A 24,973-nucleotide genomic window follows, 5' to 3' on the forward strand; every position below is an offset into this window, starting at 1 on the left:
CGAAGCTCTTTTTCGAGCTGTTTTAAACGATTGGGATCTGTTATTGGGATATTCCCTGGATTATCACAATAACCAACCTTTCCGGTTTTAGCTTTGCTGATCCACGTGTACAAGGTATCGAGCTTTATACCTAATCGCTCTGCAGCCGCTTTGTTGCCGATCTCATTTGCCAGTTTCAACGCTTCATAGCGTTCTTCGGCACTATATACTTTTTTCATCACTAGTCAGTCCTTTTTATTTTTATTTTACCTCATTTCCTTGCAATTTGGGACTGCACTTTTATGATAACACTCCAAATCCCATTATCGATCTTTGTATACGTTCACATAGACCAAATCTTTACACGTCTAAATTAAGTCGACTGTTCATTTTGAACAATTGATAAAGGAGTTTGTCATGAAATTGAGTTTGTATATTTTGAAGGACTGGTTTGACGCAAAGGGGGTTAAAATCCTCGCATCAAAAATGGAAGATGAAACTTCAGAACCTGGTATAACAGGTATCCGGTTAAAAGATAAAGAGCGACCAGAATTAGCAGATGTTTTCTTATACATCACTGAATCAACAGATTTAGAATCAGAAATTAGCCCCGTTCTGAACACCAATCGATGTGTTGTCTGTGTCTATAAATCTTTTATCTTGCGGTTGAAGGAAATGTTATTTCGATATTTAATGAATCGCTCGCTGCTTATGAATTCTTTCAGTTATGGGAGTCTTCGCTGAAAGATACTGTTTATTTAAATTCATCTTTGCAGGATCTTGTCGACCTTGCTGTTCCGGTTTTCCGGAATCCTATTTTTATCGCTAATTGGCAGGGTCGCGTTTTTGCTTTTTCCCGCGAATATCAAAATGACTATGTTCGGGGAACTTGGCAGCACATCGTCAAATCTGGACGGGTTCCACTTTACTCAATCCAAATGTTGCGAAAATCGGATAATTACTCAGTTGTTTTACAAGGTACCAAGGCTGCCCTGTTATCATTTGGCGAACTATCTCACCGCTGTATCGGTGGCACCTTAAAACAGGCTAATGACATGCATTTACACATCCAAATCATGGAATACCAAACCGTTGTGACAACCGGGCACTGTCAATTGGCGGATATATTTCTTAAAATTGTATCATTTACCCATTTTCCAGGACTATCCACCTATGCGCAGTCCATGTCTAAAATATTTTGTGAACTGTTAAATAGAAAAACAGTCCCAAAAGAAGAATTGGATTGGGTACTCTTGGCATTGGGTTGGGAAAATAAAGTTCCCTGTGTTTTATTATTGTTTGTGAATAACCATGAGCAACTGACAAAGGAATCGTTAAATGGTTTGCTTGATCAGTATATTCCCCAGGGTAAGCGTCTTGTCTACGAGAATGAAACCTTATTACTGCTGTTAAAATCGGAATTTGATACCCTGGTTGATGAATTAACAAACCTCATTCAACCGCTTGATTTTATCTGTGGTGTTTCCCTGCCTTTTGCAGAGTGGGATACCTTGGCTGAGCGCCTGAATCAAGCTAAACTGGCGATCCACTATGGTAAATCCGCAAATACCTGTATCCGTCGTTGCGAAGATTTCACAACCTCCTATATCCATGATTCTCTGCTAAAAACAACCAAAGATCTCTGTCTGTGTCATCCAGCCATTTTGATACTAAACGCCTATGATCGGGAAAACGAAGCAGACCTTTGCTTTACAATGTTTCAGTACCTGAGATGTGAAAGAAACAGCACCATTACATCGGAATGCTTATACATTCATCGCAATACGCTTCAATACCGCCTGAAAAAAATCTATGAGCTGATCCAAGTGGACATGAATAATCCAGATATCCGGGAACATTTAATGTTGTCTTATGAAATGATTGTAAAAAACTAAAATAATACCAGTACCGAAAGCTTTTCTTCCATTAGATTATCTGGCTATGCACTGTTGTCATTTTTATGTTTTCCGCTACAAGACTGCAATCGATTTACTCACTTCAAAAAAATTCGCCACAAAAAGACATGTTGCTTTTTAATTGCGACATGTCTTTTTAAGACAATAAGAATCATTATCGTCTCACTTCTTCTTTAATTCAAACAAACCAACCATTTTCTTAAGCATTTGAGCCTGACTGGATAATTCTTGACTGGCTGCCGCGCTTTCCTCTGCGGTGGCCGAATTGGTTTGAACAACGCTTGAAACCTGTTCGATACCAATGGTAATCTGTGAAATTTCCGAGGCCTGATCATTGGATGCTCTGGCTATTTCTGCCACCAGACCAGCTACCATTTCAATATCACTTAAAATTACCATTAGACTTTCAGATGTATCACCAGCAATCGCTGTGCCATCTTCCACTTTTTCGATGGAACCTTCAATTAGTGCGGTAGTTTCCTTAACGGCTTCAGCACTCCGAGCCGCCAGAGTTCTTACTTCTTCGGCCACAACCGCAAATCCCTTTCCATGCTGACCAGCTCTGGCCGCTTCCACAGCTGCGTTTAATGCCAGAATATTAGTTTGAAAGGCAATGTCGTCGATTACCTTTATAATTTTCGAAATATTATTGGATGAAGCATTGATTTCTGTCATGGCCCGAACCATTTTCACCATTTGATTATTACCTTTCTGGGCATTTTCACGAACCTGTTCCGTAAGAGCATTGGCTTTGTTGGCATTATTCGCATTGCGTTTGGTTTCCCCGGCCACTTCTTCAATCGAAGCACTTAATTCCTGAATGGAACTGGCCTGCTCTGTCGTTCCCTGAGCCACCGCCTGTCCCCCAGCCGAAAGCTGCTGCGCACCGGAATCTACCTGTTCGGCAGTATTGCTGATATCTTTCATGGTTTCGCTCAAACTTTTTGCAATGCCGTTGAGTGAAGTTTTAATTTCCATAAAGTCACCCAAGTACTCGGTGGTGATTTCCTGATCAAGATTTCCCCGACTGATCGCCGCCAGAGTTTTCGAGATTTCACTGACATAAACGTTCAAAAACTCGATAGTTTTGTTCATATCATTCTTGATTTTTCCATTTTCCCCCTTGTAACTCCCGACCATAGCGGCGCTGAGATTTCCCTGTGACAAGTCATTAAGAACCGCGGAAGCTTCCTGCATGGGGGCTGCGAGAGCATCCAACGCATTATTAAAACCGGCAATCACCTGAGCATACTCGCCTGAGAAGCGACTTAAATCGCCACGGTTATCCAAATTACCTTCGATGGCATAATCAGCGATTTGTCCAGTCTCCTGTACCAGCATGGAGATGTTTTCAGCCAGGGCAATCATACTCGGAAGAAATTCGTCATTCTCGCTTAGTTGACCATGTTGCTTCATCATTTCAAGCTCATTTTTAAATTTACCAGCGGCAATTGCCTTATTAATCTCAACTACTTTAATAATAGTTTCTCTGACACTATTGACTGATACTGCAATTTCCCCATAAATACCGGGATAATTCCCTTCAATCTTCTGGGTGAAATCGTTGATGCACATCATTCTTAAAACTTTATTTCCTTCTCCCAAGGCCCCTAATCCATCAACTCCGGAATTAATAAAATTAATGATCTTCTGATAATTACCGGGATATGTTTCTTCAATTCTATCTGGTACCACCCCTGCTCCGATTTGCGCAATATATCTGCCGGCGAGACTTACAATGGTTGAAAGATTCTCATAACCCTTTTTAATGCTGATCATAAATTGCTGGTACGATCCCGAATAACCGACATTCTCAGTTGTTACATCAACCTTCCTGCCAGCAGTGGCTTCCTCTCCCAAATATGTCAGTTCCTCGGAAACATGATTCAGGGTGCTCACCAGACTGATCAACGCATGAGAAAGAACATCTTCGCTGGACTGAGGTATAATCTTCACTTGCAGATTGCCTTTTGCTAACTCCTGAACAATTTCTGCCTGACTTTTGCGGATATCGACCATCCGTTTAAAAGATTGCGCCAGCTGCCCAAATTCATCTTTGGTTTTTACTTCCGGTATTTCCATCGATACATCACCCTTAGCCAATCGATCTAAGGTGTCCTTATACGCTGACATGGGACCAATAATTTTATTAGCTGCAACACAGGCTGCAACACATCCAAGTATAAGCACACCAAGCGTAAGAACAAGAATGATATTTTTGGGCGCTCCATAGTAAGCCAGTATACCTAGTGGAATCACCGCTAATGAAAGCAATGTCACTGTAAACACTGCCATTTTAGTGGTCAAGCGGATTTTCACCTTGACATCATCAAGAGAAACTGTCATATTATCTGAAAAAATGTTTGCTTTTTGATTATTATTCATATCCTAATCCTATTTCTTTTTATTTATCACACAAACTTCGCACATAAATCATCGACTGCGTGTATGAGCCAATATTTTCAAACAGAAAAGCTCTTCACAGTGAATTAATTCATTATTTAATGTGCGAAGTTTGAGTAAATAATTATTTAATTGAGAGTGTAACGCTGGTATGAAATACGGACTGCCAGAAAAAATTAAATACCAAAGATCAGGCTTTATGTACACACATCCCATGGACATCATGGGCTGCTTCCATAATTGCTTCTGATAACGTTGGATGGGCATGAATGCAATCCCCAATCTGTTCTGCCGTCAATCCCAGGTGTACTGCCAGCGAAAGTTCTGCCAGGAGATCGGTGGCATGAGCACCGACAACCGCGGCACCAATGATGACATCTTTGGAATCAACAATAATTTTAACAAACCCCTGAATTTTACCCATTGCCTGCGCTTTGCCAAGGGCTCTGAAATCAAATTGTCCGACTTTATAGGCAATCCCCTGGGCTACGCATTCCAGTTCGGTCAAACCGACCCCTGCCACTTCCGGTTCAGTGTAGACACAGCGGGGTACAGCTTGATATGCTACTGTTTTTCCGGCATCTTTTACGGCATTGTAAGCTGCGACGATCCCTTCTTTAGAGGCCACATGGGCCAGCAATGGTGTCGCAACGATATCGCCAATGGCATAAATGCCTGGGACATTGGTTTCCATTTTATGGTTAACGTTAATGCGTCCGCGTTCATCAACGGCAACACCAATGCTCTGGGCATTCAGGTTATCAAGGTAACTGCGACGTCCAATAGCAACCAGCATTGATTCAGCTTCAACGGATTTACCATTGGCAAGATTTACTTGTACACCGGTTTCGGTCACTTCAACACTGGCAATGCCATTCCCAGTCAGGACTTTTAGCTTATCTTTTTTAAATTGACGCGCCAGTTGTTTGGCTGTTTCAGCATCTTCTAACGGAAGAATCTGATCAGCCATCTCAACAATCGTAATCTGGGTTCCCATGCGACTGAGGAACTGACCAATTTCACAGCCGATGACCCCACCGCCCGTGATGATCATTGATTTTGGCAATTCCTGAAGCTCCAGCACCTCATCACTGCTGATGATTTTTTTTCCATCAAATTGGAACATGGCCGGAACAATTGGTACGGATCCTGTTGCCAGAATAATCTTATCTGCTTTAATGGTTACCGTTGTTCCATCGTCTTTTGATACTGTGACGGTATTTTTATCTACCAGCGTTCCCGTTCCTTTGATCATAGTCACATTGTTTGTGTTAAAAAGATATTCAATTCCCTTCACCAGGCCACTAACCACCTTGGCTTTACGCTCCATAATCGCTTTAAAATCCGGTGCGACAGTGCCGTCCACATTGATACCGAACGCTTTGGCATTATGAATGGTTTTCAACGCATCTGCACTCGCCAACAGCGCTTTTGTCGGGATACAGCCGCGGTTCAAACAGGTTCCGCCGAGCGAATTTTTTTCAATAATTGTTACTTCAGCACCTAGTTTTGCCGCCATAATGGCCGCTTCATAACCGCCCGGACCTGCTCCAATAACGGTTATCTGCATCCTGACACCAACCTTCGCCAGGCAGCAATACTCATGATTTGCGGTACGTTTTCTGTTGCTATTTTGTCTGCAGTTGCGGCAAATCGGCCAGCTTCTATTTTTTTTAGTAATGAACTTTTCATTATTATTTTTTGTCCTTTCTTTGGCTGTTATTCTTAATTCAATCGTTTTTGTGAGCGACTTTTACCAATCGGGTATTTTTTTATCGTACCTAACCAGAAAATGTCATATAAATAGTAATATGACTCAAACCAGAAAAAAGACGAAGCTCTATGATAATCAATTGAACTGCATCTTTAAATTTCTGGATTAATTCATCTGATTACTGTTGAATTAATTAACTCGTTTTTTCTTTAATGAGCAATTTATATGCATCAGCGCTGAGCAAATTCTTAAGTTCTTCTTCCAGATTCGATGGTGTGATCGCAATAATCCAACCGGCGTCATAAGGATCCCGATTAATAATCTCCGGATCATCCATAAGATCTTCATTTACCGCTTCAACGATTCCACTGATTGGGGAGAAAATATCTGAAACAGATTTGGACGACTCAACGGTTCCTAAAGACTCCATTTGTACAACTTTGCTCCCAACTTCGGGAAAATCCACATAGGTAATCTCATTGAGCATCTTCTGAGCATAATCAGTAATACCCACCTTAACGTTCCCGTCACCCATTACCTTTACCCAGGTATCTTCCTGAGTATAGGATGGTATTCCTCTTACTTCATATTCTTCTGCCATATTTGTTACGCCCCTTTCTTAAATCTGCAAACCCATGGCATTGGCCACAAGTACAGACAGATCGATTACTTCAATTTTTAATTTCCGGGCTGCTGCATTCAGTCCATTTTCGCAGGAAGGACAAGCTGAAACAATCATTTCTGCCGATGTCCCTTTCGCTTCGGCAACTCGGCCGGCGGCAATCTCATTTGATATTTCCGGGAACGCCGTCGAAACCACCGAACCGCCACCGCAACACCAGGCATTTGCTTTGTTTCTCGGCATTTCAACAAAGCTTGCCCCTTTAATCGCATTCAGCACTTTTCTTGGCTGTTCATAGACATTTTCATGTCTTCCAAGATGACAGGGATCATGATAAGTAAAGGTCTTTTCAATTTCTGTGTCAAGACTGATTTTCCCATTATCAATCAATTCGACAATCACTTCACTGCTATGGACAATTTCAAAGGGCAGTTTACCGATAATCTCAGGGTATTCTGTTTTTAACGCATGGAAGCAACCGGCACAGGATGTGATAACTTTTTTTACGCCTGAAGCTTTAAGCGCTTCTACATTATGCTGAATTAATTCTTCAGCCAACCCGATATTGCCATCTGCTAATTGGGGAACACCGCAACACCATTCATCCTCACCCAGGTACGCCACATCAACACCGCCAGCCTTGAGCACAGCTACGGTTGCTTTAGGAATTTTCGTATTTCTATAAGAAGCATAGCAACCAGCAAAATAAACCGTGTCTCCTTGCTTTGGTAAACCAAGTCCATCAGCCCACTTTATCCGTTTTTCGATGGGTTCGCCAAATACGTTATGTTTTGATTGCACCCCGGCATCCACACTTTTTAGCGCTTCTGGAGGGCCAAAACCGGCTTTCACAAGGTCAACTCTTAAGGCATTGGTGAGTTTGGTTTCATCAATGATATTTTTTTCTCCGGTTAGGGGATCCATTCTCGTGCACTGTTCATGACAACTGTTGCAGCCAAGACAGGTAAATGTGCTTTCCATCAGTTCTTCACTGTATTCTAATTCACCATTCAGAATTGCTTTTGCAATTTGATTACGGCCCCGCGCTGCATACTGATCAAATCCTCCGGTATGTTGCTGAATCGGGCAGATATAACCTGCTTCTCCGACAATGCACATGCCGCAGCGACTGCATCCAAATGCCATTTTTTTATATTTATCTAACATGTTTTATAGCTCCTCTCCTAAAAATTCCAAAGTCCCGGACACATGATATTATTCGGATCAAGCACCTGCTTGATGGAATTCATCAACTTGGAGTGGTTTGGGGACCAGGATTCTGCAATAAAGTTCGAGTTTGTTCCTTGTGAATAGGTCGAACAGGTTCCAACCTTTCGCATGTACTCCTCGCCGACACGCCAGGTCTTTCGCAAATGTTCTTCCGCCTCGGGTGTTGAAAAACCACTTCTGATGGTTATGCCAGTCAAAAAGATATGTCCCATGGGAACCAGATAAAGACCGGCTGCCGTGGCGTTTTCCCGGTGGCCTTCCACACTTTTAAAGGCATCTTGCAATCCCTTAGTGAATTCAAGGGATTTTGAACGAGGAAACATGGATTCCCAAGTCATAAACGGACAGGAATTCGACGGAACATCACGAACCATTTCCAATGTTCCGGTAGTGCCCGTCATCGCAAAGTGATCCATTTTCTCATTTCCGTGAACGGCTCCATGCTTTTCACACACTTCCGAAATCTCTTTAATTCTGCTGTCGATATCGGCTTCGTCATCCGCTTCTACTGCATAAAAAATAGCACCATAACCTTCAATCCCATCAGCAATTGCCTTCACCATGTAGTTGGTCATTTCAAACATAATGGTGTTGGTGTAGGGGACGCGCTCTTTAGCACTCAGTTCCAGTTGAATCGCCCATGTGACTTCCATCGAAGGGGTTACATAGCTGATTGCCTTCATATGCTTTGGTATCGGTAATGTTCGATAAACCACCTCGGTTATTAATCCAAATGCGCCGCCGCTTCCAACAAACAAATCGGTTAAATCCGGACCGGTTACTTCTCTGAAGTAGATGTCTTCCCGATGGACATTTGAATCCGGACCGGCACCAGTCGTAATAATATCACCATTGGGAAGCACAACTTTTAAACCCAGCACAAAGCTCCAATTACATCCCAAACTCGCCACATTTTTACCAAATCCGGCACCGGCGATGCCGCTAGTAAGTCCACCAGCGGTTGCAGTGTAGTAAGGCCCAATCACGGTATTGATGAAATGATCATGGGGTCTCAGGGCATCATCAATGGTGCTTAAACGGGAGCCGGCACCGGCAATTACCCTTGAATTCTCGATATCAACCTTGATTGCATCCATACGACCCATATCAATCATGATGTTCCGTGTTGCCTCACCTTTAGTGACCCCGCCACCGGCTTGACCGCCGCCTTTTACCGTAATGGGATAGCCCGTGCGATTCGCCAGCTTCACAATTTCCGCCAATTCTTCAGAAGTCTTGGGCCGTACAACAATACCAGGCATTACTCCGGGAAATGTGCTAATATCTCTTGCATATGGGATCAGTGCAAAATAATCATCAGTCACATATTTGGGTCCGACAATCGCCGCAATAGCCTTTTTCAATTCATGACCATTTTTCATTTCTTGTTTCATTAGATCTCCTCTCTTTTCTGCCAACTCTTTGGAAAATGCCGGTTTCATATCTATTTAAACAGGCAATCCAGAAATTTTGTACACTCTGCCCACTGGATATTTAGACCGTTCAGCCTATTATATAGCTAAGAACTACCCTCAACATTTGTACATTGCTGTTGACTTTGCTATGCATCTAGTTATATTATACATAGTGTTAAAACGATAACAATGTACGGAGTGAATAACAATTCGCTCTCCGCATCTCAATAATTTGTGCGTATCGCACAACTAATGTAAAGGATATTACAATGGATATTTCAGTTGCTATGATCAAGGAACGTTTTATTTCTCAAGGCTGTACCGTACTACGAGAATCCGGTAAAAAAAACACGCCTCTTGATGGCGTTCGATTGTTCGATGGTGAATTTTTACCAAATCACCTTAATATTGGCTTCTGTGGTGAACTTGCGCTATCTCTGGGAGACGTTTTTGGAACCTTGCCGGAAGAAAACAAACTGGTGATGTGTGTTTCGCAAGATATGTTTTTTATTCTCGACGAAATTTATCTTCCTAAAATTCTCAATATGGCTATAGATGTATTAGAATACTATCGCGACTTTGAAAATCGGCTCATGAACGCAGTTTATAAGGGCGCCGACATGCAGGAACTCCTTGATCTGACCGAACCTTATTTTAAAAATCCTGCCTTTATTGCAAACTGGCATGGCGAAGTTTTTGCCTTTACAAAAGCTTATGCAAACGATTATTTTCGTTCTGCCTGGAGCCATATTGTAAAAAAACGAAGGCTCCCATTGTCTTCAGTTCAGACCTTGCGCAATTCACCTAATTATTATACCGTTACCCATAAAAATACCACTGCTATATTTGAATTTCCCGATAATGACTTCACGTGCATCATTGGCAAGGTGGATAGCCCGCTGGATTACCATTTATATCTGCAGATCATGCAATATAAAACACCAGTCACCGATACAACCTGTGTTCTGGCTACTACGCTTCTTTCTGCCTTGGAAAGCATAAACCCGCCTCAAGAGGCAACCTCACTTTCTGAATTGTTCTGTGATCTGCTCGACAAAAAAGCAGTCGATAGAGAAAAGCTGAACTGGGTACTGCTTACACTGGGCTGGGAAGAATGCGATCATTTTCTGCTCTTGAGTTTTTGGAATAACGAAGGCTCACTCGCCGCAGAGGCACTTTGCGGTGAACTTAAAAATTCATTAGTACGGGGACAAATGTTTATCTGGAACGAACAACCCCTCATGCTGATCTGCGAATCCGACTTTGCCGAAGTAAAGGTGCAAATCGAACAATTAGTCAATGAACTTTCCTTTATTTGCGGTGTTTCAATGCCTTTTTCCCGTTGGGATATGCTTTCTGTTCAATTCAAGCAAACCGAAACAGCAATCCGATACTGTGAGCAAAATAGCCGTATCAGTTTGTGTATCGATCATATTTGGGAATACTTATTTGATCAACTGGAGGATATGGTTAATATTTCACAGCTTTTTCACCCTGCCATTATTACCCTTGCCGACTATGACCGTAAAAAAAACGCACAGCTCTTACTGACGCTGTACGTCTATTTATCAAACGAACGCAGTCTTTCTCTGTCCGCAGACAAACTTTTTGTTCATCGAAATACATTGCTTTATCGGCTGCACCGTATTAATGAGTTAGTAGATGTAGATTTAACTAACGAAGAAGTTCGGGAACATATTATACTTTCATACCGAATGATGAAAAACGCTGATAATCTTACTTAGTCCTTACTAATTACATTTTGATTTGCTTTGATATTTAGAATAACTTACTATTATCAACTATTGTTGTACATACAACTACCCTCAAAATCTCTATTTATATTGCCCGCTCGTAAGAATTCCAGATGGTTCCCTGTAAATTGGAATACTCATTTCAATCCCCAACCAGATGACTGCGCATTGCATTAACCTGAGCGACTTCCATACCACCTTGAAGAAAGTGTCCTGAGAGTCAATCCAATGCTGGATTTTTTTGAGTAGACTTTTTTAATTCTTCGGAATTCGCATTTCTAATTCAGCCCACAAAAAAAGGAGCTACTCATCATAGCCCATTATTCACTATTCTTGCAAAAGCTTCTTTTTCTATTCTATTTATCAAAACTCATAATGCGACTACATATTAATACTATATCGATCCATTATTTGTGATGACCAACACCTCCCCAAGGCAAGCCAATAAACTGCCATCAAAAAAACTGACGATGATTCACATCGTCAGCAAGTAATTCTATTCTCTTTTTTAATCTTCAATATCAGCAATGACGCTGACCTGGCTGCTGTCCAAACCGACAATCCGCAGTGGCGCAGCAGTAATTGAATTAATTTTCTTATTCCCCATCACCTCCAGATGCATGTCTTCAATGGCGGTAATAAATTTTTCGGTATTGAATCCCAATAGATTCTGATGGGCTGGAGCGGCTAAATCATTACAGGGCGAACCAATCGCCAGGAAGTCAAAGCCTACCGTTTTGAGATCTTTAAAGGTATTTACCATATACAGACAGGTTTCCGGGGTCAGGAAAGGTCCTTCCATTTGATAGGTTTCCGGCGATAATTTTCGCACCTTGTCAAAGCCGGTTCGAATCAGAAGCAGATCTGCTTTTTGAATTGCTGCTTCATGAGTTTTGAGATCTTCCACCGTCACACCCTCACAGGCTTTTTTGGGAATATCCAAAAGCAATACATTTTTAAAGACAAAGTATTCCATCGGTAATTCGTTGATGCTTGGGCCATCGGGATTAAAGTGTTTTGGGGCATCATAGTGGGTGCCGCAGTGGTTGGGCAATTCGCTCATAAAACTGTTAAAGGGAAGACCATCAACGCCAATTTGGGTTGCTTGACGCACCTTAACGGTTGGTTCTCCTGGCCAGGCCAGATCCTTCGGGTCCAATGGGTATGATAAAAAAATGTTCATAATTTTCACCTTTCACTGATTAATCTTTATTTTTAATTTTTAAATCTATATCTTTAGGAAAGCCCTGCAGTGATTTCCCATTCAGATCGTTAGTTGCTTGTTAGTTTTAGATATTCTTCAATCAGCAGAACCAGATCCGCTTTTGTTTGACGTATCAATTTTTCGTAACGCAATGAATTGACTTCGGGGCTTATTTTAATACTTCGCCGGATGCTTTCGACCGCTCCCAATGCCAGTTCAGTATTGACATTGATCTTACAAATACCAAGATTGATGGCTTTTTTAATCTGTTCCGCGGGGATTCCCGAGGACCCGTGCAGCACCAGTGGTATATCGGTGAGTGCTGCAATTTCCGCCAACACTGAATACTCCAAGTGCGGCTCGCCCCGATACAGACCATGAGCATTGCCGATGGCAATAGCCAGGGCATCAACCTCAGTTTCAGTGACGTATTTTAGCGCCAGCTCTGGCCGGGTAAACTCCGAAGTCTCAGCACTGCTGGGTTCATCATTTTGAGAACCATCTTCAGGGTTCATATAGCCCAGTTCCCCTTCAACACTGACCTTGGCTTCCCGGGCAATTTCAACCACTGCCCGGGTATTTTTAATGTTTTCTTCGATTCTTAAATGTGAACCGTCATACATTACCGAGGTAAATCCACAGTCAATCGCTCTTGTAATGGTTGACATATTTTTGGCGTGATCCAAATGCAAGACCATCGGCTGCTGTGAGCGTTCAGCCAGAAACCGAATGTTTAGGGCTATTAATTCTAGTGGTAGATCATCGAGATAGCTTTCGCCAAATGAAAAGATGACCGGGCGATTCAAATTATTTGCTGCCTGATTAACAGACAGAATGGTTTCTAAATTATATACATTAAAAGCCGGAATAGCTGTTTTGTTTTTTTTGCATTGATTCAGTAATTCCTTCAAACTAACCAGCACGTTATTCACCCATCAGCACTTCAACTGCTTCTTTCAGGGTTGTTTCGGTCCCGACATTACCAGGGAAGATAACATAGGGCAATCCCGGGAACTTGCTTTCCTCACCGGTCGTCCAAACGGGAATGCCCGGTTTGATCTGACCCATCACCATCGCTTTCTGGACGGTCAAGCCTTTGGTACCAATGTCACTGGAGGTAATCCCGCCTTTTGCCACAATAAAGTTTGGCCGCACTGTCAGTTTAGAAATGATACTGGTGACTGCATCAGAAATCTCTACTGAAACCCGGAGTTGGGCATCTTTATCATCAGTATCCAGATCAAACCGCTCACGTTTAGTGTAAACAGCCACAGTTTTTCCCGATTTGATATAATCTTCAACCAAGGCCACCACGCGTTTGACTTCTTTAGCCAATCCGCCGGCTTCTAAAACCAGATGTTGATTGAATTCAACAAATTGGATGTCCTTTTCTGAACTTTTCAAATTTTCCAACTGAACCGTTGTTTTATTGACATGGGAACCGACTACAATAATTCCGCCATTTTTATTCTCGGTCAGGATCAATTCGTCATGCGTTAATAGTTGTTTATCCGGAACTCCTCCCAGTACTTTGGTGATAGCAGCTGCTGAGCGGAAGATAAATGTCTTGCCTCGTTTTATTGCTTCGACAAAGGCAATCGTAAAGATTTTTACATCAACATAATCAATGGCATTGACAACTATTTTATTAAAATTCTCGACCTTACAAAGCTGATCAGTAATTTTATCGAACTCGATTTTTCTTAAATCGTCAAGGGCAATAAAGGTGACCGTTTCGGCCTGATAGGCTCCGCCTGATTTTTCTTCACACCATTCGCCCAAATGGGAAGACGTATATCCGAAAGATTTGTCGTTGGCAAATTCAGTTTCTCCTGCCGGTACCAGAACATCCCCTTCCTGAACATAATGGATATTGTTGATGGTAAAGCGTCCGCCTTCTTTAAAGAAGGGAAAAATGATTTCGCCGTCGATTTTTTGATCCGAACCGGATTCAACGGTTTCCTTCAACAACTTTGTTTCCAGCGGATAATGTCCCCGCAAGGTGGAATCACTGCGACTGATCAGAATAAACTCTTTTCCAGTCTTTTTTGAAACCGCTAAAATCCGCTCGGCGATCGCCTGATGAACAGCAGATGTTTCTTCGACTGTCAAGCCCCGAGAATTGGTGAGAATAAAAAACATGCTGTTATCCTCAGCGAATCCTTTTTCGATACTATCCACACTCCAGTCCGTGTAAACTGAAATATCGTGAACCGTTTGAACTCCCGTGGGGTCATCGTCTAAAACCACTACTTTTTTATTCAAGGTCTTGAGTGCTTCATTCAACCGGTTGGTGACTATTTTTTCATCTACGTTTTTAAATGAATTCAGGATTGAAGAATCTATTCTATCAACTGTGCGCATCATCACTCACCCTTTCTTCTTACTTCCACCTTTGCCAGCTTTTCGAAATACTGGACAATTCCACCATGGTCGTCATTTAAATGACCGTCAACCTTGAGGGCCTGCATGATTTCCAGCAACTGACTGCTCATCGGCATGGGCACGTCAATTTCATGGGCAGTAGCCATAACATTTTTGATATCTTTTAAATTAATGGATATTTTCCCCCCCGGCACAAAATTTCGGTCTATCATCAGCGACGCTTTAGCATCTAAAACCGTACTGCCGGCTAAACCACCGCGGATCGCTTGATAAACTAGCTCCGGATCAGCCCCAGCCTTGGTTGCCATCACCAGCGCTTCAGATACGGCCGCAATATTTAAGTTGACAATAACCTGATTAGCCAGCTTGGTCACTGAACCACTTCCAGTGCCACCTATCAGCAAGGCCGACGATCCCATCATCTCGAAATATGGCATGATTCGATTAAACACTTCTTTCTTACCACCAACCATAAACGCCAGGGTGCCATCAATGGCCTTTGGTTCGCCTCCGCTAACCGGTGCATCCAGAAAATCAACCCCTAATTTTTCAAGTTTTTTTGCACAGGTTTGTGATTCCACGGGTGTTACCGAGCTCATATCAATAATAGTGCTACCCACCTTGATAGTGTCACAAACTTCACCACGATTAAATAAAACAGCTTGAACGATACTACCATTTGGCAAAATTGTAAAGATAACTTCACATTGTTCCCCAATTTCAGAAAGAGATCCTGAAATCGCCCCCAATACGACCAGTTCATTCACTGCACTGGTATCCAAATCATTGACCATCAACGGACAACCGCTTTTTAACAGACATTTAGCCATGGGTTTTCCCATAATGCCTAGCCCTATAAAACCTGTTAATTTATTCATCGCTAACCCTTCATTTTAGTAGGTCATCCTACCTTTAATTATTTTAAAAAAAATATCCAAACTGTACAAACAGATAACGTCCTACATTTGGAACCCTTTACACTTATAATATGAGCTTTTTAACCTTTTGTCAAGCAAAATATATTCAAAAATATTCATTCCATTTTTTGTATTTAAAAAGCAGCTCCGGTTCTTCTCACCCGAGCTGCTCAATAGTTCGCTATTATTTCGCCATATTATTCAATATGATAGTCCTCATAACCTCTTTTGACTTTTTTGATTTGGGTATAGGTTCGTTTCATACCAATCGACTGGATCACTAAAAACAAACCGAATATACCAAAAGCAACACCAACAAGCATAACAATAATGGTTGCCGGGCCCATGGGATTAATAAAAGCGTAGATGCCAAACCCAATCAATGCCACGCCCATGACGATTTTAACAATTCTGCCCACGTTCCCGGAATTTGCCGAAACAATCAATAGAAAAATTCCGGTAATGATGGCCCAGATGCCGATGATAATGATGAAAAATGCTACAATCACATTGGGTACCAGTAAGAAAATTGCGCAAATGATCAGATCAAAGATTCCTCTTCCCATACTGAAACCCATCTCGGCACCATATTTGTAACGCATCACCAATGCCGAAACAATATAAATGATACCCATGATTCCCCGATAGACACCAAAAATAAAAACCAGCAAGGTTATGGCCTGGTTACTGAAGAAGATCGCAAATATGCTTAGGGCAATAAAACACAACCCGTCCAGCAACATCAGCCACCACTTGCCATAAGACCGTTCCAGCATATCAATGCCCAGGGATTTTGCTTCACTTTGATTCATATGATAACCTCCATCATTTCTTTGTGGTTATTTTTATCATTATTCTTTTTCCAGTGCTGCCACAACCCGATCAAAGACCTGACCGGCCCGCAGTTTAACCGGATTACAGGCGGCTACTTCATCGCGATGATGTTTTTTGATGTAATCACAATCCAGACTGCCAAACTCTTTCTCGAATTCTTCGACTAAAAGCTTTGCTGCTCGCGTCATTTTAGCCTGGTCTGATGGTCTTTCTTCAGTGTATAAAGCGCCCAGGGCCGCCAATGATCCCGAAAAGGCGCCACAGGTTTTCTCAGAATAAAATCCGGCCCCAAATCCCTGCAGCATCCGAAAGCTCTCCGGCGGCAGATTTAAGTCATATTTTTCATTGGCCGAACGAAGCAGTACCTCGGCACAATTCATATGATACTGGGGTTGTTCTTCAATTGGTTTGTCTTTTCCAAAAGCATTATAAATCTCAACATATTTTTCCATCTTTTCCTCCACATCGTTTTTAGCGTTATAGCTGGGACACATCGTCGTTATACTTAAGATTATTTTACCACGATGCACCCCATTTAGCTAAACAAAATTGATGAGGCGGATGTATTTTTTGGTTTAATAAATTTTATAAACTGCTTTTCAGTTTTTCTACCATATCAAGTCGCTCCCAGGGCAGATCCACATCGGTTCGGCCAAAATGACCATAGGCTGCTGTTTGTTTGTAAATGGGTGCTCTTAAGCCCAGGTTCTTGATAATCGCAGCTGGCCGGAGATCAAAATGTTTTTCGATTAAAGCAATAATCTTGTCATCTTCAATTTTTCCGGTGCCAAAGGTGTCCACATAAATTGAAACGGGTTTGGCCACGCCGATGGCATAGGCTAATTCCACTTCGCATTTATCTGCCAGACCGGCGGCAACGATGTTTTTGGCTACGTGTCGGGCTGCATAGGCTCCGGAGCGATCCACCTTTGTGGGATCTTTTCCCGAAAATGCCCCGCCACCATGACGGCCATAGCCACCATAGGTATCGACAATAATTTTACGACCGGTTAAACCACAATCGCCCTGAGGTCCGCCAATGACAAAACGTCCGGTGGGATTAATAAAGTATTTGGTTTCGGCATCCAATAATTTGGGATCAATCACTACTTTGATGACTTTTTCAATCATATCTTTCTCAATCGTTTCTGACGTGACATCGGTGCTATGTTGGGTTGAGATAACCACCGTATCAATTCGGGTCGGTACCCCATCATCATACTCGACGGTTACCTGGGTTTTACCATCCGGACGTAAATAGTCAACGATTTTTTCTTTGCGGATATCCGTCAGACGTTTAGCCAGCTGATGGGCCAACGAAATCGGTAACGGCATTAATTCCGGAGTTTCATTGCAGGCAAAACCAAACATCATCCCCTGATCGCCAGCACCGGTAGCCAGATCAGCTTCACTCGCTTCACCTTTTCGGGATTCCAGGCCTTCATCGACACCCATGGCAATATCGGCAGATTGTTCATCAATCGCAGTGATTACGGAACAGGTATCGCAGTCAAAACCATATTTTGCACGGTCATAACCGATTTCTCGAACTGTTTCTCTGACCAACTTAGGAATGTCGACATAACAGGATGTGGTAATCTCGCCGGCAACCAGTACCAGGCCAGTTGTTACCAACGTTTCACAAGCAACCCGGGCCATCGGATCCTGTTCGAAAATCGCATCCAGAACGGCATCCGAAATCTGGTCACAAATTTTATCTGGATGGCCTTCGGTAACCGATTCTGAGGTAAATAATTTTTTCATTGTGTTCTCCTTTTTAATAGCGTAATGTCCATTTACCTGATAACCTTAATCACGAAAAAAGCCTCGTCTAACGACGAGGCTAATGTTCTACATTAAATCCCATCATTGCGAAAAATATCGCAGGTATTGGCACCATGCTTCATGCTGGTTGCCGGGTTTCATCGGGCCTGTCCCTCCACCTCTCTGGATAGGTAAATATTCAATTACTTTTTCTAAATCATACACATCATTTTTTTCTTTGTCAAGCATTTTATTCCGGACTAAAGTTTTCCGCAAGCATACCCTGGGCCAATCCCCAAACCACGTTTGAGAGAAGCTATAAAACCGTACATCCGCAGTCAGTAATCACCACATCATCTTCAATCCGGATGCCGATGCCCAACTTTTCCAGATAGAGACCTGGTTCAACCGTCATCACCATCCCTGGTGCCAAAATCAGGTCACCGGCCGGCCGTAGATCATGGGTATCTAAACCCAGCGGGTGACCAATCCCATGATAATAAAACTCTGTGATATCATTATTGGCGGGAATAAAACCGGCGCTGCAGCATTTTTCCAGAAACAGTTCCTTCGTCAGATTCTGCAGATCTTTCATTACTGCCCCCGGTTTGTAGGCTTTGAACATTTCCTCTTGGACTGCTGCAACAATTCCATAGAGTTTTTCCTGCGGGGGTGTCATTTCCCCGTTAACCGCAAAAGTTCGGCTGATATCGCCGCAATAGCCATCGACGCGAGCCCCCAGATCAAAAAGCACCAGATCACCTGATTTCAAGGAACAACGATTGGAGACATAATGCAAAGTGGTGGCATTCACTCCTGATGCGACAATGGTTTCAAAGGCCAACCCTTCGGTGCCTGCTTTTTTAACAAAATACTCAAAAAAAGCAGCCAGTTCATATTCGTAAGTGCCTGGTTTAATCAATGCCTGCATTTCGCTGATGGCTTGTTTGGTAACCGCATTGGCTCTGCCAATCGCCCTGATTTCTTCTGCCGTTTTGATCAGCCGCAACCCTGCCAAAATGGGATGCAGGTCATTAACTTCGCACTGCTTTAAGATTTTTTGAAGTCCTTCATCTTCAGTTTTAAAACTCTGATGTTGTGGCACTTTAAAATCAAAATACAATATTTGAAGCGATCCTGACCGGGCAATCTGCTGAGGTAGATCTTTGATATAATAAACTTCATCAATACCCGAAACTGACTTTGCCTCTTCACGACTGATCTTTTTGCCGACCCATTTTTCTTTCAACGGGTCGGCGGCCTCGATAAAAAGTTTCCAGGACAGCTCGCCATAATGATCTTTGGTCATGGCAAGCACCACCTCCGGCTCGCGAATACCAGTCAGATAATAAAAATTATTGTTGGCAAAAAAAGGATAGTTCGCATCCTCCGTCATTGCTATTTCCCGGCCTGAAAATAGCAGGGTAAGACTGTTGTGTTCCAGTTGTTCCGCCATTTTTTTTCTGTTTTCCTGATAAAAACTTTGTGATAGTGCCATTACTACTCCTGTTATCTAAAATAAAGACAGTCCGCCTGCCACCAAGGTAGTGACAATAATACCCGCCGTTGCCGATCCCAGGGTTACCGAGATCATACTGCGTTTAAAATCCAATCCGATCAGCGAGGCTGCCAGACAGCCTGTCCAAACCCCTGTTCCCGGCAAGGGAATAGCCACAAAAACAAACAAACCCCAAAACTCATACTGTGTCAGTTTATCCGATTTTTTCATTCCTTTTGCAATAATCCAGTTGGCCATTTTCCCAAACACTTTTGTTCCAGACATCCATTTGAGGATGGCTGGAATAAACATCAGGATAAACGGCGCCGGGATGATGCTCCCCAATACCCCCAACAAATATGCCTGTAAGTAGGGCATATCATAGGCTAGAATCGCCAATGGAATGGCACCTCTGAGTTCGACTACGGGGATGGCCGAAATAACAATAATCTCCAACCAATCTGGTAAAAATGCCAAAAAATTAATAATTGCCTGTTGCATATAAACAAATCTCCTTTTAATCTCTCCGATTAAGTGTTAGAATGACTATAGAATGCCATTAAGACTATATTGTACCTTTTATGAATGATTTTGACAAGCATCGGTTAAGGGACAGTTTCATTCGGCATCATGAATAAAAACAGGAGAACCCAATGAAAAAAATTCTTGGCCCCCTTCGCCGGGGGGTTGAAAAATATCAAATGATCAAACCCGGAGACCGCATTGCCGTCGGACTGTCCGGCGGTAAAGACAGTACGGCACTACTGGTCGCCATGAAGCGCTTCCAGTATTTTTCCCCAGTCCCTTTTGAACTGGAAGGAATTACCCTCGACATGGGCTTTGGCGGCATGGATTTGACCCCATTGATTGATTTGTGCGCCAGACTTGATATTCCCTATACCATCAAAAAAACCTTAATCGGCCCAATCGTTTTTGAGGAACGGCAGGAAAAAAATCCCTGCTCACTCTGTGCCCGGATGAAACGCGGCGCCCTCCATGATCTGGCCATTGAGCGGGGTTGTCGAACCATTGCCCTGGGCCACCATGCTGACGACGCCATCGAGACTTTTTTTCTGAGTCTGTTTTATGAAGGACGAATTAACACCTTTTCACCGGTTACCTATCTGGATCGAAAAGATATCACCCTGATCCGTCCCTTAATTTTCGTTAAGGAACGTGACATCATCGGGGATCCGGAAATGAAAGCACTACCGGTAATCCAAAGCACCTGTCCCGCCAATGGCTATACCAAACGCGAAGACATCAAAATCATGATTAAAAATCTCCGCAAAACCATGCCAGATCTGGATGATCGGGTTTTGGGAGCCATCCAAAACAAGGAACAATTAAATCTGTGGTTTTAATACTAGTTTATGATTTAGAACTGTAGATAAAGCACCACGTAGTACCGACAATTGTTACATCATGTTGTTTGCATCGGGGCGAACATGGCATAGCCTGTCCGAACCTGCGCGCAGGCAATGAGCCAATCACAAGCGCGCTTGTAGTTGGCGACTGCCCGCGACTTATGCGAAAGGAGCAAAGCGGATTTCGCATAGCGCAGCAAACAACAGATTAACAATTGATCGGTACGGTAGCCTACCAGGAACTTAAAAAATTATTAATGGTTTTTTATTATAGTAACGTTAAGAAAGCAGGTACGAAAATGAATGAAAAAATACTCGTTGTCGATGACGAAGCATCGATTGTTGATTTAATAAAACTGGAACTGGAATTTGAAGGGTATCAGGTGGAAACGGCCAGCGATGGCGTCGAAGCCGTCGAAAAAGCATTGGCAATTCACCCGGATCTGATTGTGTTGGATATTATGCTACCTAAGAAAAACGGTTATGATGTGTGTCGGGAGCTTTCGCCCCAATTGGGTGTTCCGATTATCCTCTTAACTGCAAAAACCGATATTATTGATAAGGTTCTGGGGCTGGAGCTGGGAGCGGATGATTACCTGACCAAACCCTTTGACAACCGCGAACTGCTAGCCCGGATCAAAGCCCACTTACGACGTTCAAGTATAACTATTGAGCCTCAGAAACAGGAATCGCTACTGAAAAATGGCGACTTAAGTATTTATGCCGACGAGCGAATGGTGATGCTGGATGGCAAAGAAATCCATCTCACCCCCAAAGAATTCGAATTGCTCTTTTTGCTGGCCTCCAACCTGGAACAGGTTTTTCCCCGGGATACACTGTTGGAAAAAATCTGGGGCTATGATTATTATGGGGATACCCGAACCGTCGATATGCATGTTCAGCGAATCCGCCGAAAAATTGACACCCAGGGTAATAAATACATCCAGACTGTTTTTGGAATTGGATATAAGATGAGGAAACTTTAATGCAACTAAGCTATCGGGTTCGAATGATCTTATACAACATCCTGCTTTTTGCTTTTGCATTTTTAATTGTTGTATTTTGTGTTTTTCAGGGAACCTCCTACTACTATATTAACCAAACAAAAGACGCCTTACAGAAAACAGCTCAGGACTCCACCTTGTTTATCAGTCAGGAATTAAAGAATATCCAGAGCCCGGACTCACTCAAAAACCGATTTATTGCAAATAGTTTATATTTATCAAAAAGCATTTCTGAAAATGAAAACCATCGGGTCCTGCTTTTTGATACTGATGGAAATCGGATTGCGGACTCGGTTGAAGAAACCACGATAAATAACAGCCTTAAAGCCGAGCTCGACCTGTCACTGGCAGAGAATGCCCCGGTATTTACCTTAAAATCGATTAATGATGCCAGTATGGCCTATTTCACCGCCCCGGTTACCATTGACAATACCGTCGTTGGATATCTTGGTTTTATTTATTCAATGCATGAAATGGACACATTTTTGCGTGTTGCCGGGATCCTTTTTGGAATTGGCGGACTGCTTGGCCTGATCGTTCTGGTTTTTGTCACGATGTCCTTTTCCAAGCACTTTTTTCAGCCCATTAAAGATCTGACCAAGATCTCCAACGAAATCAATAACGGCAACTATAATTTAACTATTTATTATAAACATACCGATGAAATCGGGGATCTGACCCATGCGTTTAATGGCATGGTTACTAATATCAACAATGTCATTCTGCAGCTGGAATCCGAACGAAAACGGCTTGCCGGAGTCCTGGCTTCAATTGATGATGGGCTCCTGGCCATTGATAAAAACGGTAACATCATCACCTCAAACAGCTATATTAAGACTTATTTTAATGTCAGCAATCCCAAAACCATCTATGATTTTCAATATCAGTCCTTTTTGCGGGATATTTTTGACAGCCTGAAGAACGGTAAAGACCATATCTCTGAAGAAATTGACTGCAACAACCGAAATCTCTTGCTGATCGGCAGTCCCATCCGGGAAAAGGGTTTTGAAGAAAACTATATGATCATCATCCGTAACATGACCGCTGCCCGGCACATCCAGGAAGAACAACGAAAATTTATCAGCAGTGTTTCTCATGAGTTGCGGACCCCGCTAACCACCATTATCGGTTATACCGATATGCTCACCCGCCGGCAAGTGGCTGATCCAGAGATCCTCAACCGCTCTCTGAATACCATTAACCGGGAAGGTCACCGGCTGTTACGACTGGTCGATAATCTTTTAAATGTGAATAAGTTTGACAAAGCCGAGTTTGATTTTAAGAAAACAAACCTGAATATCGTTCTGCTGCTCTCCGAAGTAGTTGAACAAATGCAGATTAAGGCCAGCCAGACCGACGTGGAGATTAACTATGTATCCGAAGAACTCCCGGAGATTCTTGGTGATTATGACCGACTTCAGCAGGTCTTCATTAACATTATTCATAATGCCATCAAATATTCAAACCGCGGCGATATTATTGATGTTATTTCAGCTATTGAGGATAATCACATCGTCGTCTCGATCCGGGACTATGGTCCAGGTATTTCGGAAATCGAGCAAAAACGAATTTTCAACGCTTTTTATCGGGTTGAAGAGGATCGCTCCCGCGGCTATGATGAAGGTGGATCAGGACTGGGTCTTTATATTGTCAAACAGATTGTCGAAAAACACGACGGAAAAATTGATATCGTCAGCCAGGTTGGTGAAGGTACCAACATTATTGTCACCCTGCCGATCTTGTCGGTCTTAATTTATGGAGGTGATACAGATGAAAAAAACACCAAATAAAGTAATTTTCTTTTGTTTCATTGTGTTAACTCTGTTTATCAGCAGTGGTTGCCAGAATCTGTTTATTCCCACCAACGTACCCGTTGTTTTGCGTAATGATCCGGTCACAAAAGATCCATCACCTCAACAAGTCAGCATTCAATCCTATACCATGGCTTCCCCGGGGGTCGTTCAGGACATTACGAATAGCGGTAATAATCTGATTCTTTTCACGTTTGGCACAACCTATAATATTGATACCTATAATACCGAAACCATGCAATTGTCTTCATTTGTCAATTCTGACAAAAAGGCCTTGAGTGCTCTCTATGATACCTTTGATACCGGAATTTATTATGCCGAAAAACTGATAGATCCGATCACTGGTAGTGTCGGTAGCCAGATTATCTGGTCGGATGTGAATCAAAATACCACCCGAGTCATTTCGCTGCCGGAAGAAAATGTCATCCAGCACTTTGGCATTGGCGATTCCGGCCAGGTCGTCTATGCCAATAACAACAATCAAATTGTTCTGGCCGACAGCGAAGGCAACCGTCAGGTATATAGTGTCCTTAACAACTATAACATCCTGGCCGTTGACTATATTAATCAAGAAAAAGGGGTCGTATTTATTGCGACCGATCCTCAAAATGAAGAACGCACCAATCTATACTACGCAAACATGAAAGCTGATTCTGCCGAGTTGGCCTCCACCCTGATCGCTGAAAATGTCAGCAGTTTTGATATTAACACCTTAACGAACCAAGTTGTCTTTATTAAAAACACCGGCGATTCTCAAACCATTCGCACCTGGAACACCAGTGCCAGCGCTACCAGCGGTATTGCCACTGGTAATTACGATTCTGCCCGCTTTACCCCAAATGGTGAACGGATTGTCTTTACCCAATCAACTCCCAATTCCGATTCTCAAGTTAAGTCGATCTGGATTATGGATGCCAATGGGAAAAATTCGCTTCAACTCACTGCGCCACTGAATATCAACTCTGAGATCATTTGTCACCCTTACAAATCGGTGCTGTTTTTCTCAGTTGAAAAAAGCTCTGATAGCATCAGTTCTGCGGATGAGCATACTCTTTCCCAAACCTACCAGCTTACATATAAAATCGACTGATCCCGCACATTAAAAAAGCGACCGCGTTAAAATAACGGTCGCTTTTTTGTGCTTAATTCATGAGAC

General features: G+C 42.6%; 22 protein-coding genes and 1 riboswitch. Of the genes, 7 read left to right on the plus strand and 15 right to left on the minus strand.

Annotation, left to right across the window (positions count from 1 at the left end):
- The coding region (locus tag A3KS_RS0114435; RefSeq protein ID WP_026395507.1) for a transposase at positions 1-218 on the minus strand (218 nt) is incomplete at its 3' end.
- Positions 219-396: 178 nt separating this feature from the next.
- On the opposite strand from A3KS_RS0114435, the gene A3KS_RS0114440 reads away from it, so the two are divergent.
- On the plus strand, positions 397-723 hold the full coding sequence (locus tag A3KS_RS0114440; protein WP_026395508.1) for a hypothetical protein: 327 nt from the start codon (positions 397-399) through the stop codon (positions 721-723).
- Positions 724-917: 194 nt separating this feature from the next.
- Entirely contained in the window at positions 918-1,874 is a 957-nt protein-coding gene (locus A3KS_RS0114445) for a PucR family transcriptional regulator (RefSeq protein WP_156913303.1), read from the plus strand.
- A 183-nt stretch (positions 1,875-2,057) separates the two neighbouring features.
- Here A3KS_RS0114445 and A3KS_RS22770 read toward each other — a convergent pair whose 3' ends face one another.
- The 5 genes from A3KS_RS22770 to A3KS_RS0114470 form a co-directional block, all read right to left on the minus strand.
- Positions 2,058-4,280, minus strand: coding sequence for a methyl-accepting chemotaxis protein (locus tag A3KS_RS22770; protein ID WP_051355911.1), 2,223 nt, complete (start codon positions 4,278-4,280; stop codon positions 2,058-2,060).
- Between the two features lie 208 nt (positions 4,281-4,488).
- Entirely contained in the window at positions 4,489-5,868 is a 1,380-nt protein-coding gene (lpdA, locus tag A3KS_RS0114455) for a dihydrolipoyl dehydrogenase (protein ID WP_026395510.1), read from the minus strand.
- A 337-nt stretch (positions 5,869-6,205) separates the two neighbouring features.
- The gene (gcvH, locus tag A3KS_RS0114460) at positions 6,206-6,613 is read right to left on the minus strand and encodes a glycine cleavage system protein GcvH (protein ID WP_026395511.1); all 408 of its coding nucleotides are present in this window, start codon (positions 6,611-6,613) and stop codon (positions 6,206-6,208) included.
- Between the two features lie 18 nt (positions 6,614-6,631).
- The gene (locus A3KS_RS21425) at positions 6,632-7,801 is read right to left on the minus strand and encodes a (Fe-S)-binding protein (protein WP_051355912.1); all 1,170 of its coding nucleotides are present in this window, start codon (positions 7,799-7,801) and stop codon (positions 6,632-6,634) included.
- Positions 7,802-7,818: 17 nt separating this feature from the next.
- The gene (locus A3KS_RS0114470; RefSeq protein WP_026395512.1) at positions 7,819-9,258 is read right to left on the minus strand and encodes an FAD-binding oxidoreductase; all 1,440 of its coding nucleotides are present in this window, start codon (positions 9,256-9,258) and stop codon (positions 7,819-7,821) included.
- A gap of 290 nt (positions 9,259-9,548) precedes the next feature.
- Between A3KS_RS0114470 and A3KS_RS0114475 the strand changes: the two genes are divergently transcribed.
- On the plus strand, positions 9,549-11,024 hold the full coding sequence (locus A3KS_RS0114475) for a PucR family transcriptional regulator (protein ID WP_026395513.1): 1,476 nt from the start codon (positions 9,549-9,551) through the stop codon (positions 11,022-11,024).
- Between the two features lie 517 nt (positions 11,025-11,541).
- Here the strand turns inward: A3KS_RS0114475 and A3KS_RS0114480 are convergent.
- From A3KS_RS0114480 to A3KS_RS0114520, 9 genes are all read right to left on the minus strand, one after another.
- Positions 11,542-12,216 (minus strand): cyclase family protein, encoded by a 675-nt coding sequence (locus A3KS_RS0114480; RefSeq protein ID WP_026395514.1) that lies wholly within the window; start codon positions 12,214-12,216, stop codon positions 11,542-11,544.
- 89 nt (positions 12,217-12,305) lie between these two features.
- The gene (locus tag A3KS_RS0114485) at positions 12,306-13,160 is read right to left on the minus strand and encodes a class II fructose-bisphosphate aldolase (RefSeq protein WP_026395515.1); all 855 of its coding nucleotides are present in this window, start codon (positions 13,158-13,160) and stop codon (positions 12,306-12,308) included.
- A gap of 1 nt (position 13,161) precedes the next feature.
- Entirely contained in the window at positions 13,162-14,604 is a 1,443-nt protein-coding gene (locus A3KS_RS0114490) for a four-carbon acid sugar kinase family protein (protein ID WP_341349852.1), read from the minus strand.
- Positions 14,604-15,500 carry a 2-hydroxy-3-oxopropionate reductase gene (gene garR / locus A3KS_RS0114495; protein ID WP_026395517.1) on the minus strand — a complete coding sequence of 299 codons (897 nt, stop codon included), beginning with the start codon at positions 15,498-15,500 and terminating at the stop codon, positions 14,604-14,606. The genes A3KS_RS0114490 and garR overlap by 1 nt, the downstream gene beginning before the upstream one ends.
- 236 nt (positions 15,501-15,736) lie before the next feature.
- Complete coding sequence (locus A3KS_RS0114500; RefSeq protein ID WP_026395518.1) at positions 15,737-16,351, minus strand: DUF308 domain-containing protein; 615 nt, start codon at positions 16,349-16,351, stop codon at positions 15,737-15,739.
- A gap of 39 nt (positions 16,352-16,390) precedes the next feature.
- Positions 16,391-16,825, minus strand: coding sequence for a C-GCAxxG-C-C family protein (locus A3KS_RS21430; protein WP_026395519.1), 435 nt, complete (start codon positions 16,823-16,825; stop codon positions 16,391-16,393).
- 133 nt (positions 16,826-16,958) lie between these two features.
- Positions 16,959-18,137, minus strand: coding sequence for a methionine adenosyltransferase (metK, locus tag A3KS_RS0114510; RefSeq protein WP_026395520.1), 1,179 nt, complete (start codon positions 18,135-18,137; stop codon positions 16,959-16,961).
- 96 nt (positions 18,138-18,233) lie between these two features.
- A riboswitch (SAM riboswitch) is annotated at positions 18,234-18,331 on the minus strand.
- A gap of 122 nt (positions 18,332-18,453) precedes the next feature.
- Entirely contained in the window at positions 18,454-19,635 is a 1,182-nt protein-coding gene (locus A3KS_RS0114515) for an aminopeptidase P family protein (RefSeq protein ID WP_026395521.1), read from the minus strand.
- 15 nt (positions 19,636-19,650) lie between these two features.
- Complete coding sequence (locus tag A3KS_RS0114520; protein ID WP_026395522.1) at positions 19,651-20,136, minus strand: COG2426 family protein; 486 nt, start codon at positions 20,134-20,136, stop codon at positions 19,651-19,653.
- Between the two features lie 152 nt (positions 20,137-20,288).
- On the opposite strand from A3KS_RS0114520, the gene A3KS_RS0114525 reads away from it, so the two are divergent.
- The 4 genes from A3KS_RS0114525 to A3KS_RS0114540 all read left to right on the plus strand — a co-directional run bounded on the left by A3KS_RS0114525 (position 20,289) and on the right by A3KS_RS0114540 (position 24,907).
- Positions 20,289-20,999 carry a tRNA 2-thiocytidine biosynthesis TtcA family protein gene (locus A3KS_RS0114525; RefSeq protein ID WP_026395523.1) on the plus strand — a complete coding sequence of 237 codons (711 nt, stop codon included), beginning with the start codon at positions 20,289-20,291 and terminating at the stop codon, positions 20,997-20,999.
- A 302-nt stretch (positions 21,000-21,301) separates the two neighbouring features.
- Complete coding sequence (locus A3KS_RS0114530) at positions 21,302-21,988, plus strand: response regulator transcription factor (protein WP_026395524.1); 687 nt, start codon at positions 21,302-21,304, stop codon at positions 21,986-21,988.
- Complete coding sequence (locus tag A3KS_RS0114535) at positions 21,988-23,796, plus strand: ATP-binding protein (protein WP_026395525.1); 1,809 nt, start codon at positions 21,988-21,990, stop codon at positions 23,794-23,796. The genes A3KS_RS0114530 and A3KS_RS0114535 overlap by 1 nt, the downstream gene beginning before the upstream one ends.
- Positions 23,777-24,907, plus strand: a complete 1,131-nt coding sequence (locus A3KS_RS0114540) for a TolB-like translocation protein (protein WP_026395526.1) — start codon at positions 23,777-23,779, stop codon at positions 24,905-24,907. The genes A3KS_RS0114535 and A3KS_RS0114540 overlap by 20 nt, the downstream gene beginning before the upstream one ends.
- Positions 24,908-24,973 lie beyond the last annotated feature (66 nt).

This window comes from Acetobacterium malicum subsp. dehalogenans DSM 11527 (assembly GCF_000472665.1).
Taxonomy (GTDB): Bacteria; Bacillota; Clostridia; order Eubacteriales; family Eubacteriaceae; genus Acetobacterium; species Acetobacterium malicum.

Bases quoted from the DNA above. Each gene is read 5' to 3' on its own strand.
- A3KS_RS0114440 (WP_026395508.1), top strand. From the start codon at position 397: ATGAAATTGAGTTTGTATATTTTGAAGGACTGGTTTGACGCAAAGGGG.
- lpdA (WP_026395510.1), bottom strand. From the start codon at position 5,868: ATGCAGATAACCGTTATTGGAGCAGGTCCGGGCGGTTATGAAGCGGCC.
- A3KS_RS0114490 (WP_341349852.1), bottom strand. From the start codon at position 14,604: ATGATGCGCACAGTTGATAGAATAGATTCTTCAATCCTGAATTCATTT.
- A3KS_RS0114480 (WP_026395514.1), bottom strand. From the start codon at position 12,216: ATGAACATTTTTTTATCATACCCATTGGACCCGAAGGATCTGGCCTGG.
- A3KS_RS0114515 (WP_026395521.1), bottom strand. From the start codon at position 19,635: ATGGCACTATCACAAAGTTTTTATCAGGAAAACAGAAAAAAAATGGCG.
- A3KS_RS22770 (WP_051355911.1), bottom strand. From the start codon at position 4,280: ATGAATAATAATCAAAAAGCAAACATTTTTTCAGATAATATGACAGTT.
- metK (WP_026395520.1), bottom strand. From the start codon at position 18,137: ATGAAAAAATTATTTACCTCAGAATCGGTTACCGAAGGCCATCCAGAT.
- A3KS_RS0114525 (WP_026395523.1), top strand. From the start codon at position 20,289: ATGAAAAAAATTCTTGGCCCCCTTCGCCGGGGGGTTGAAAAATATCAA.
- garR (WP_026395517.1), bottom strand. From the start codon at position 15,500: ATGAATAAATTAACAGGTTTTATAGGGCTAGGCATTATGGGAAAACCC.
- A3KS_RS0114475 (WP_026395513.1), top strand. From the start codon at position 9,549: ATGGATATTTCAGTTGCTATGATCAAGGAACGTTTTATTTCTCAAGGC.
- A3KS_RS0114500 (WP_026395518.1), bottom strand. From the start codon at position 16,351: ATGAATCAAAGTGAAGCAAAATCCCTGGGCATTGATATGCTGGAACGG.
- A3KS_RS0114470 (WP_026395512.1), bottom strand. From the start codon at position 9,258: ATGAAACAAGAAATGAAAAATGGTCATGAATTGAAAAAGGCTATTGCG.
- A3KS_RS0114445 (WP_156913303.1), top strand. From the start codon at position 918: ATGTTGCGAAAATCGGATAATTACTCAGTTGTTTTACAAGGTACCAAG.
- A3KS_RS0114520 (WP_026395522.1), bottom strand. From the start codon at position 20,136: ATGCAACAGGCAATTATTAATTTTTTGGCATTTTTACCAGATTGGTTG.
- gcvH (WP_026395511.1), bottom strand. From the start codon at position 6,613: ATGGCAGAAGAATATGAAGTAAGAGGAATACCATCCTATACTCAGGAA.
- A3KS_RS21430 (WP_026395519.1), bottom strand. From the start codon at position 16,825: ATGGAAAAATATGTTGAGATTTATAATGCTTTTGGAAAAGACAAACCA.
- A3KS_RS21425 (WP_051355912.1), bottom strand. From the start codon at position 7,801: ATGTTAGATAAATATAAAAAAATGGCATTTGGATGCAGTCGCTGCGGC.
- A3KS_RS0114535 (WP_026395525.1), top strand. From the start codon at position 21,988: ATGCAACTAAGCTATCGGGTTCGAATGATCTTATACAACATCCTGCTT.
- A3KS_RS0114530 (WP_026395524.1), top strand. From the start codon at position 21,302: ATGAATGAAAAAATACTCGTTGTCGATGACGAAGCATCGATTGTTGAT.
- A3KS_RS0114540 (WP_026395526.1), top strand. From the start codon at position 23,777: ATGAAAAAAACACCAAATAAAGTAATTTTCTTTTGTTTCATTGTGTTA.